The organism is Streptomyces cahuitamycinicus (assembly GCF_002891435.1).
Lineage (GTDB): Bacteria > Actinomycetota > Actinomycetes > Streptomycetales > Streptomycetaceae > Streptomyces > Streptomyces cahuitamycinicus.
Genome location: NZ_POUC01000300.1, coordinates 1 through 10,014, shown reverse-complemented (window position 1 = coordinate 10,014; position 10,014 = coordinate 1). Strand labels below are relative to the sequence as shown.

General features: G+C 73.2%; 8 protein-coding genes and 1 pseudogene. 4 read left to right on the top strand and 5 right to left on the bottom strand.

Annotated features, from left to right (window positions below):
- Nucleotides 1–1,217: AAA family ATPase (locus C1J00_RS30390; protein WP_245936569.1), on the top strand; the 1,217-nt coding region annotated here is incomplete at its 5' end.
- Complete coding sequence (locus tag C1J00_RS30385) at nucleotides 1,214–2,557, top strand: vWA domain-containing protein (protein ID WP_102912198.1); 1,344 nt, start codon at nucleotides 1,214–1,216, stop codon at nucleotides 2,555–2,557. The genes C1J00_RS30390 and C1J00_RS30385, both read left to right, overlap by 4 nt.
- A gap of 119 nt (nucleotides 2,558–2,676) precedes the next feature.
- On the opposite strand, the pseudogene C1J00_RS30380 reads toward C1J00_RS30385, so the two are convergent.
- The 3 genes and pseudogenes from C1J00_RS30380 to pip all read right to left on the bottom strand — a co-directional run.
- Nucleotides 2,677–3,246 (bottom strand): annotated as a pseudogene (locus C1J00_RS30380) (alpha/beta hydrolase); the annotation flags it as partial.
- 128 nt (nucleotides 3,247–3,374) lie between these two features.
- Nucleotides 3,375–4,262, bottom strand: a complete 888-nt coding sequence (locus tag C1J00_RS30375) for an amidohydrolase family protein (protein WP_102912197.1) — start codon at nucleotides 4,260–4,262, stop codon at nucleotides 3,375–3,377.
- Nucleotides 4,263–4,452: 190 nt separating this feature from the next.
- Complete coding sequence (pip, locus tag C1J00_RS30370) at nucleotides 4,453–5,415, bottom strand: prolyl aminopeptidase (RefSeq protein WP_180989744.1); 963 nt, start codon at nucleotides 5,413–5,415, stop codon at nucleotides 4,453–4,455.
- A gap of 66 nt (nucleotides 5,416–5,481) precedes the next feature.
- On the opposite strand from pip, the gene C1J00_RS47715 reads away from it, so the two are divergent.
- The gene (locus C1J00_RS47715; RefSeq protein WP_281262778.1) at nucleotides 5,482–5,961 is read left to right on the top strand and encodes a MarR family winged helix-turn-helix transcriptional regulator; all 480 of its coding nucleotides are present in this window, start codon (nucleotides 5,482–5,484) and stop codon (nucleotides 5,959–5,961) included.
- 165 nt (nucleotides 5,962–6,126) lie between these two features.
- Here the strand turns inward: C1J00_RS47715 and C1J00_RS30360 are convergent, their stop codons facing one another.
- Nucleotides 6,127–6,477, bottom strand: a complete 351-nt coding sequence (locus tag C1J00_RS30360) for a winged helix-turn-helix transcriptional regulator (RefSeq protein ID WP_102912195.1) — start codon at nucleotides 6,475–6,477, stop codon at nucleotides 6,127–6,129.
- A gap of 112 nt (nucleotides 6,478–6,589) precedes the next feature.
- Between C1J00_RS30360 and C1J00_RS30355 the strand changes: the two genes are divergently transcribed.
- Nucleotides 6,590–7,522, top strand: a complete 933-nt coding sequence (locus C1J00_RS30355) for an NAD(P)-dependent oxidoreductase (RefSeq protein WP_102912194.1) — start codon at nucleotides 6,590–6,592, stop codon at nucleotides 7,520–7,522.
- A gap of 181 nt (nucleotides 7,523–7,703) precedes the next feature.
- Here the strand turns inward: C1J00_RS30355 and C1J00_RS30350 are convergent, their stop codons facing one another.
- Nucleotides 7,704–9,761, bottom strand: a complete 2,058-nt coding sequence (locus tag C1J00_RS30350; protein WP_102912193.1) for a glycoside hydrolase — start codon at nucleotides 9,759–9,761, stop codon at nucleotides 7,704–7,706.
- Between the last annotated feature and the right edge of the window lie 253 nt (nucleotides 9,762–10,014).

Sequence of the window (10,014 nt, the reverse complement as noted above, 5' to 3'; positions counted from 1 at the left end):
CCGCTTCCCAGCTCGACGTGGCCGGCGACCTGCTGGCCCTGCTGCGGGACACCACCACCGAACCCCGCCCCGACACCCAGCTGGAGGCCCTCACCCTGGCCGTGGCCGCCGACCTGCCCGTGCTGCTGTGGGGCGAACCGGGCATCGGCAAGACCGCGGCCCTGACCCAGCTCGCCACGGCCCTGGACCTGCCGCTGACCACGGTGATCGCGAGCGTCCACGAGCCGTCCGACTTCTCGGGGCTGCCGATCGTCGGCGACGACCCCGCCGAGCAGGGCGTGCCGATGGCCCCGCCGGACTGGGCCGTGCGCCTGGTGCGGGCCGGGCGCGGGCTGCTGTTCCTCGACGAACTCTCCACCGCGCCGCCCGCCGTGCAGGCCGCCCTGCTCCGGCTCGTGCTGGAACGGCGGATCGGCGCGTTGCAACTGCCGACGGGCGTGCGGATCGTGGCCGCCGCCAACCCGCGCTCCTCGGCCGCCGACGGCTGGGAACTGAGCCCGCCCCTCGCCAACCGCTTCGTCCACCTGCAGTGGACGCACGACACCGACGTCGTCGTCCGCGGCCTCGGCGGGACCTGGCCCCGGGCGACCCTGCCCCGGCTCGCCCCGGACAGGCTCCCGGAGGCCGTGGACTTCGCCCGCCGGGCCGTGTGCGGGCTGCTCGCCGCACGCCCCGGGCTCGCGCACCGGCTGCCCAGCGGCGAGACGCGCCGGGGCGGGCCGTGGCCGTCTCCGCGCAGCTGGGAGATGACGCTGCACCTGATCGCCTTCGCGACCGCGGCCGGCTCCTCCCGTGACGTCCTCTCCCTGCTGGTGAGGGGCACCGTCGGGGACGGGCCCGGTCTCGAACTGCTGGCGAGCCTGGACCGGATGGACCTCCCGGACCCCGAGACGCTGCTGGCCGACCCGGCCGGTGCGGTGCTGCCGGAGCGGGGTGATCTGCGGCAGGCCGCGCTGGACGCGGTCGTGGCCGCGGTGCGCAACCGCCCGGAGCGGCTCCGCTGGGACGCGGCCTGGGCGCTCCTGGTGAAGGCGCTGGAGACCGGCCCCCCGGACGTGGTGGTCGTCCCCGCGACCACGCTCGCCGCCCTGCGGCGCGACGACTGGGACGTCCCGGCGTCCGTCGAGCGCCTGGCCCCAGTGGTGTCCCTGTCCCGGCGGGCGGACCGGACCACGGCCGCGGTCGCGGCCGCCGCCGCGGCGAAGGCGGGCCGGTGACGGCGGACAGCCGAGGCCGCGGCCGGGGGAGGGGCCTCGGCGGGCCGACGACGACCGATGCGCACGCTGCCCACGATGCGCCGCATGCGCCGCATGCGCCCGGGGCCGCCCCCGGGGCCCTCGACCGGGACAAGCTCTTCACGGCCCGCCTGCACGCCGCCCGCGTCCGCCCCTACCTCGCCACGGCCCTCTTCGCCCTGCACGTCGTCGAGTCACGGCGGGTGCCCACGATGGGTGTCGACCGGTACTGGCGGTGCTACGTGTCGCCGGCGTTCGTGGACCGCACGCACGTCGAGGAACTGGCCGGTGTGTGGGTGCACGAGGTGTCTCACCTGCTGCGCGACCACCACGCCCGCAGCGACCGGGTCGCCCGCGAGCGCGGCCTGAACGGCCCCGGGGAGCGGCTGCGGATGAACATCGCAGCGGACTTCGAGATCAACGACGACGTCTACGGCGACGGCCTGGCCCGCCCGGAGGGGGTCGTGGAACCGGGCGATCTCGGCCTGGCTGAAGGCGAGTTGATGGAGGAGTACCTGCGGCAGTTCACCCTCGGCCCTCGGTCGCAGGACCTGGCCTGGCTGGACTGCGGCAGCGGCGCCGACGGCCTGGACCGGGAGTGGGAACTGGGCCCGGACGGCGCGCACGGCCTGAGCGAGCAGGAGCGGGACGCGGTCCGCTTCCGGGTCGCGCAGGGCATATCGGGCCGCCCCGGACATGCCCCGCAGGGGTGGCGGCGCTGGGCCGAGGAGGCCTTCCACCCGCCCCAGCCGTGGCGGCAGTTGCTGGGCGCGGCGGTCCGCTCGGCGGCGTCCGCCCCCGGCGCGGGCGAGGACTACACCTACGGCCGCCCCGCCCGCCGTTCGACCGCCCTGCCCGGCACGGTCCTGCCGAGCCTGCGCCGCCGTCCGCCCCGGGTGTCCGTCGTCATCGACACCTCCGGCTCGGTCAGCGACGCCGAACTGGGCAGCGCCCTCCTGGAAGTGGCCGCGATCGCCCGGGCCGTGGGCGGCCGCCGTGACCTGGTCACCGTCGTGCCCTGCGACGCCTCCGCCGGCCTCGCCCGCCGCCTGTGCCGCGCCGAGGGCATCCCCCTCACGGGCGGCGGCGGCACGGACCTGCGGGCCGGCTTCACCCGCGCCCTGCGCACACGCCCGGCCCCCGACGTCATCGTCGCCCTCACCGACGGCCAGACCCCCTGGCCGGGCACCCGGCCCCCGTGCCGCACGGTGATCGGCCTCTTCCCGCGCCCGTACCGGAGTCACGCCTACGACGAGTCCGACCCCGAATACGTCCCGGACACACCTCCGGTGTGGGCCCGGGTGGTGGACATCGGCTCCTGAACGCCCTGCGGCCTGTGCGGCAGCCCGCCACGGGACACGCGAACACCCCGGGACGCGCAGGCACCCCGGGTGCCGGGCCGTGGAGAGCCCGGCACCCGGGGTGCCGTGGAGGCGGACGGTCAGCGCAGGACGCCGAGGCGGTCGAGCCGCTCGTTGACGCCGCTGCGGAGCTCGCCCAGCGTCGTGCCGGGCGGGGCCGTCCTGGGGGTGGAGGACGGCGGCTGGGTCTCGTCCGCGCAGGTGGTGCCGCGGGCCGGGACCTTCAGGTCCACCAGGTAGTTCGTGATGGCGTCGGTCGCGCAGGCGCTGCGCCCGAAAGCGGTGTGCCCCTCGGCCTCGAAGGTGAGCAGGCGTCCGTTGTCGAGCTCCCGGGACAGGGCCACCGCGTCCTGGTACGGGGTGTCCGGGTCGCCGGTGTTGCCGATGACGAGGATCGGCGCGGAGCCCTCCGCACGGAAGGAACCGCCGTAACGGCTGATCCGTTCGCCCTTCCACTGCGCACAGGCCGTGGCGTGCTGGTGGTCGTAGAGCGGCGGGCCGTAGGCGAGGGCCGGGCCGAGCAGCGGCGCGTCCTCCGCGAAGGAGGTCACCTTCCGCTTCAGCAGGGCCGGGTCACGCGGGTAGGCCTTGTCCGTGCACTCGACGGCGATGTTCGGGTTGAGGAAGTCGTAGCTGGCCGCGGATGTGGGTGTCTTGTCACGCGATCTCCCCACTACCCGGCGGTAGTTGCGGCGTCGTTCACCGACGGGTCGGGCCGGGGCGGTCTCGCGGCGGTGGCGGTCGTCTTCCTTCCGGGGCGTGACCCGGCCCGGCGCGGTCAAAGGCCGAACAGCTCCACCGCGTTGTCGTGGCACACCGCCCTCAGCCACTCGTCCCCGAGTCCCAGCCGCTCCAGGGCGTGGAGCTGGTGCAGGTACGGGTAGGGGATGTTGGGGAAGTCGGAGCCGAGCAGAATGCGGTCGCCGACGTCCGCCAGCCGGGGCAGGGCCCGGTGGGGGAACGGCGCGAGCCGCTCGGTGAAGTCGGTGAACGCCATCGTCGTGTCCAGCCGCACCTCCGCGTACCGCTCGGTGAGGTCGAGGAACTCCTCGTACTCGGGCATCCCCATGTGGGCGACGATCAGCCGGAGCCGGGGGTGCTCCGCCAGCACCCGCGCGATCGGTTCGGGGCCGGTGTGCTTGCCGGGCGCGGGACCGGAACCGCAGTGGATCACCACGGGCACGCCGGCCTCCGCCAACACGCCCCACGCCGGCCGGAGCAGGTCGTCGGCCGGGTCGTAGGCCCCCACCTGCACATGCGCCTTGAAGACCCGCGCGCCCGCCGCGACGGCTTCCCGGACGTACGTCTCGACGTCCGGCTCGGGGAACAGGGTCGCCGTGTGCAGACAGTCGGGGGTGCGGCGCGCGAAGTCGGCCGCCCAGCCGTTCAGCCAGCGCGCCATGCCGGGCTTGTGCGGATAGAGCATCGCCGTGAAGGCGCGTACGCCGAACCCCCGCAGGATCCCGGCCCGTTCGGCCTCGGCCTCCCGGTAGGTGATGGGCCACTCCAGCCCACCGGTGAGCGGCCCGAGCGCGTCGAAGTACTCCCAGACCTTGTCCAGGACCCGCTCGGGCATGAAGTGCGTGTGCACGTCGACGAGGCCGGGGAGCCCGAGCCGCCCCCAGAAGCGGCGGATGTCGTCGGGCTCGTCACCGTGATCATTCATGGTGCCCACGATCGGGTGGGACGGGGCGGCGGGGCCAGTGCCGTGCGCGAGAGATCGGTGAGGGATCGGTCACGCCCGCTGCCGCCGGCGCCCTCCCGTTGGTGTGGGCGGTCCGTCGCCGGGCGGGGTTGTGGCGGTCCCGTCGTCGGGCGGGACTTCGGCGGCCCGCTGACCGCGGGCGGCGGAGCCCTCACGGGCCCCGGAACCGGTCCGTCGCCGCCACCACGGCCGCCGTCATGGAGGTGCCCGACAGCCCGTGGCCCTCGCCGCCGATCAGCACGAGCTCCGCGTCCGGCCACACCCGGGCCAGGTGCCACGCGATGTCCGCGGGCCCGCTGATGTCCATCCGGCCGTGGATCATCACGCCCGGGATGCCGGCCAGCTTCCCTGCATCGCGCAGCAGCGCCCCGTCCTCCAGGAAGGCGGCGTGCCGCCAGTAGTGCGTGACGAGCCGGGCGAAGCGCATCCGGAAGCGCGGGTCCTCGTAGCGCGGGTCGGGCCGGTGCCCCGGCAGGGTGGAGACGTGCACGTCCTCCCACCGGCACCACTCCCGCGCGGCCCGCTCCCGTACGGCCGGATCCGGGTCGGCGAGCATCCGGGCGTAGGCGTCCGCCAGGCTCCCCTCGCGCTCGGCCTCCGGCACGGCGTCGCGGAACCGGGCCCACTCCTCGGGGAAGATCCGCCCCATGTCCCGGGTGACCCACTCCACCTCGCGGCGCGTGGTGTTGGTGACACTGAAGAGGACCAGCTCGGACACCTGCCCGGGGTGCCGTTCGGCGTAGGCCAGGGCGAGGGTCACGCCCCAGGAGCCGCCGAGCACCAGCCACTCCTCGATGCCGAGGTGCTGCCGCAACCGCTCGATGTCAGCGATGAGATGGTGCGTGGTGTTGGCGGCGAGCGAGGTCCCCGGATCGGCCGCGTCGGGCGTGCTCCGCCCGCACCCGCGCTGGTCGAGGAGCACGATGCGGTACGCCGCCGGGTCGAACAGGCGACGCCAGAAGGGCCCCACCCCGGACCCGGGCCCGCCGTGCAGCACGAGGGCGGGCTTGCCCGCGGGGTTTCCGCAGGCCTCCCAGTACACGCGGTTGCCGTCGCCGACGTCGAGCATGCCGTGCGCGTACGGCTCGATACCGGGCGGATACAGCTCAGGCATGCGCGATGTCCTCTCCTGACCCGCCACGGACGACCCGTGATGTAACAGCGCTGTTAGATTATCAAGGTGAGGAATCAACCGGATCCGGTCGCCGTGGGAACGCTGCTCCGCCACGTGCTGGAACTGCTCGACGGCGATGTGGCCGCGGTCTACGAAAAGCAGGGCATGGCCGAGTACCGGCCCCGCTTCTCCCCGGTCGTCCGTGCGCTCGTGGCCGAAGGCCCGCTCTCAGTGCGCGACCTGGCCGGGGCCATCGGTGTCACGCACTCGGCAGCGAGCCAGACGGCGGCCCAGATGGCCCGCGCGGGCCTGGTCACCCACACCCCCGACCCGATGGACGCCCGCCGCCGGCTGGTCGGCCTCACACCCGAGGCCCGGGCGCTGCTGCCGCGGATCGAGGCGGAGTGGGAGGCGACGGCCGCGGCGATGGCGGAGCTGGACACGGAACTGCCGATGCCGCTGGGGGAGTTGCTGGCCGAGGTGGCTCGGGCGGTGGGACGGCGTCCGTTCCGGGAACGGGTGGCGGCGGCGCGCCGGACCATCTGACCGGTGCCCGGCCCGCCGGGGCCGGCCGGCAGGGGCCAGAAGGTGCCCGACGCCCGGGAGTACCCACCTTTTTGTGGGGACTTGGCAGTGCGCCGGTGTCGCGCGAACCTGGTGGGGGCGGCCCGTGAGGAACAGGATCCGGAAGGAACGGAGGTGGCAACCGCGTCAGGAGGCCGGCCGGGCGGCCTCGGCCAGATTCTCCAGGTGCCGGTGACCCCAGTCGGACAACGGCGCCAGCGCCTCGGAGAGTTCACGGCCGAAAGCGGTCAGGGAGTAGACCGTCTTCGGTGGCAGCACGTCGTACACCTCTCGGTGCACCAGCCCGTCCGCGGCCATCTCGCGCAAGGCTTCGGTCAGCACCTTCTCGGAGAGGCCCGGCAGCTGCCGGCGCAGCTCCGCCGGGCGGTGCGGGCCCGACTCCAGCAGCCAGAGCAGGGCCGTCTTCCACTTGCCGTCGACCACCGCGATCGCGGCGGTCACTCCGCAGACGTCCGGATCCTGCCGTCGACGCGTCATGTCCGCCCCCTTTTCCCGTGCATTGCCATGCAGCTCGATTGCCATGCAGATCACTTGCCGCGCAGATCACTGCCGTGCAGCTCAATTGTCGTGCCTACCAGAGGAGTTCACGATGCCTTCGTACAGCGCTTCCGCGGCCCCGGCGTATTCCGCCCGGGGGCCCGCCGAGCACCCGGCCACCACGGTCACCGTCCTCGGTCTCGGCCCCATGGGCCGTGCCCTGGCCGGTGCGCTCGTCGACGCGGGCCTGCGCACCACCGTCTGGAACCGCACTCCGGGCCGGGACCGGGAGCTCCTCGACCGCGGTGCGGCGGGGGCGGCGTCTGCGGCCGAAGCGGTGGCGGCGAGCGAGGTGACCGTCGTCTGCGTGGTGAACTACGACGCCGCCGACGCCGTGCTGCGCCAGGACGAGGTCGCGGCAGCCCTCAAGGGCCGTACGGTCGTGAACCTGACCGCCGACACCCCGGCCCGGGCCCGCGACACCGCCGAGTGGGCCGCCGGGCACGGCGTCCGCTACCTCGACGGCGCGATCATGACCCCGACGACCACCATCGGCACGCCCGACGCGGTGTTCCTGTACAGCGGTCCGCAGGGCCTCTACGAGGAAGCCGGCGCCGTACGGCAGGCGTTGGGTGGCACCCACACCCACCTCGGTGCGGATCCGGGCCGGGCCGCGGCCTACGACATCGCCCTGCTCGACATCTTCTGGACGGCGATGGCGGGTTACGCGCATGCCTTGGCGGTGGCCCGGGCCGAGGGGGTCACCGCGACCGAGCTGGCACCCTTCGCCCAGGGCATCGGCGCCATCCTCCCGCCGGTGTTCGCGGAGACCGCCGCGGACGCCGACGCCGGGACCTACTCCGGCGACGGCAACCCGCTCACCTCGGCCGTGTCGTCCATGTCCCACATCGTCCACGTCTCCGAGTCGCACGGCATCGACGCCGGTGTCATGCGCGCGGCCGAGGGCATGGCCCGCCGCGCCATCGGGCTGGGCCACGGGCAGGACGGCTTCATCCGCGTCGCGGAGGTCATCGGCCGACGCTGACCGCTACGCGGCACGGCCGGGCTCGCCGAACGCCCGCCGGCTGGCGGGTGCTGGACCAGCCGGAGTTCGTCCCGCCGGCCCGCTGAGAGGGACGGCAGAAGCAAAGGACGGCGCCCCCGCCGCCATCGACATCCGATGGCGGCGGGGGCGCCGGGGAAAGACCGGGCCGGACGCGGAAGCGCTAGTCGGCCGCCACCTCCGTGACCTTCCAACGCTGGTTGGACCCGGAGTTCGGCTGCCACACACCCACGGAGGCACCGTCGTTCGTGGACTGGCCACCGACGTCCGGGAGCTGGCCCGTCGCCGCGTTCACGAGCGTCCACGTGCCGTCACCGGTCGTGGACGCGATCCACTGCGCGGCGGCGTCGCGGCGGCCCTCGTCGGGTTCGGCGACCAGGGCGCCGTCGCGGATGGCCAGACGCTTGTCCGCGCCGGTCTCGGTGAGGACGTAGCGCTTGCGGTTGTCCTCACCGCGGATCTGCTCCACCCGCCACTGCCGGCCGCTGGGGTCGGAGGCGTTCGGGGTCTTGATGACCAAGCCCGTGCCGTTGCCGGCGATGGTGAGGTCCTTGCCGCTCTGGACGCCGGTCAGGCGGTAGGTGTGGCCCTTGCGCAGCTCGGCCGCGTCCTTGGCGACTCCCGAGACGCCCTTGACGAGGAACGACGTCACGGACTGGGCGGGCACCGTGAGCGTGGCCTGCTTGCCGTTCACGCGGACCGGCTTCAGCTTCTCCAACTTGCCGTCGGCGCTGGTCACCACCGGGGTGACCGAGGCCCGGGAGGAGACCCGGCCGAACTTCGACAGGTCGAGCGTGACCTCGCGCGCCTCGGTGGCGCTGTTGACGTGGACGACCGTCGCCGCGTCGCCCTTGCGGGAGACCGCCGCCGTGCTGGACGTGTCGTTCGTCTTGATCAGCCGGTCGCCTGGCTTGATGAAGTGCGTGAAGTTGCGCGCCGTGTCGAACTTGGTGTTGGTGTAGATCGGGCAGGACTTCAGGGTGTCCTTCGAGGTGCAGCTGAACGGGAGCTGGATCTCTCCCCAGTTGCCGCCCTTGGCGGACTCGCCGCCCGGCTTCATGTTGTCGTAGTCCTCGACGGGCTGCCAGAACACCCAGGCCTTGGGCTCCAGTTCACGCAGGTCGTCCACCATGCGCTGGGCGAGGCCCAGGCCGGGCCGCATGTCCGTGAAGCTCTGGCCGTCGCCCCAGTCGCCCTCGACCTCGCTCATCCACAGCGGCTTGTCGGCGGCCTTGGCCAGGTCGCGGACCGTGGTGCGCTGGCCGGTGCCGTAGGTGTGGACGTTCATCTGGTCGACGAGGTCGCGGACCTCCTGGGGGTAGGAGTTCCAGTTCGTCGCGAAGGTGCCGGGGTTGGTCTCGTCCATGGCGGATATGTCCGCGTCCGACCGGGACTTCTTCAGGACCGGGGCCAGCGCGCGAAGCACCTTCTGCTGGAGCTCGGGGCCGATGTGGGCGCCCTCCTGGCGGCCGCCGGTCGGCTCGCCGTCCGGGCCGAGCTTGGTGCCCCAGTAGTCGGTGTTCGGCTCGTTGAACGGGTCGAGCGTGTCGACCTTGATGCCGTGCGCCTTCTCCAGCCGCTCGGTCGCGCCCACCAGGTACTTGGCGAAGTCGTCGACCGACTCGGGCTTCAGCTGGTCCTTGCCCGCGTCGAAGTTGCCGGAGACGTAGCCGCTCTCGGTCATGAACCAGGGCGGGGAGTTGCTGAAGGTCTCCCAGTGGGTGATGTCCTTCTTGATGCGGTCGACCCACCAGCGCTGCGTCTTGTCGGCCTTGTTGTTCCAGTCGGCGGGGTCGTCGGCGTTCCACCAGTCGACGTCCTCGCGGGTGGTGCCCGCCGGGGCCTTCCACCAGCCCTCGACGGCGCCGCCGGCCCGCAGGTAGTCCTTGACGTCGGGGGCGTTGCCACCGCCGATGTTGTACCGGGCGATGTTCAGGGCGAGGCCCTCGTCGCCGAAGAGGAGCTTGTAGAGCTTCTCGCGGACCGCGGGCGGGTAGTCGCCGGTGGCGTTCGCGAACCAGACCAGGCTCGTCCCCCAGCCTTCGAACCTGTCCCCGGCGTACGAGGGGTCGGGCCGGACGGTGACCCCGGCCGCGGCGGCCTCGGCGCCGGCGTTCTCGGCGTGCGCGGCGGGCAGGGCGGCGGTGGCCAGGACGGTTCCGGTCGCCAAGGTGACGCCGATGGCCCCGAGGAGCCTTCTCTTACGGGTGCGTTGTGCCATCTCGGTACTCCAGCTCTTCTGCGTGCCGCGCGTCCCGGCGGACACAGAGATCGGGGCCTACGTGGTGCGACTGGTACGGATTCGGCGCCTTCTCGTACGATTTCGACTAGGCGATGTTTACGTAAACATCCACTGGCGGGATGTCTACACTGTCCGAATCTCAGGGGTCAAGGACTCGTTCCGGACCGAAATTCGCGTCGGGCGCGCGGCGAGGGGAACGAGGGGCAGGTGGGCACCGTGGACGGGGAGAGGG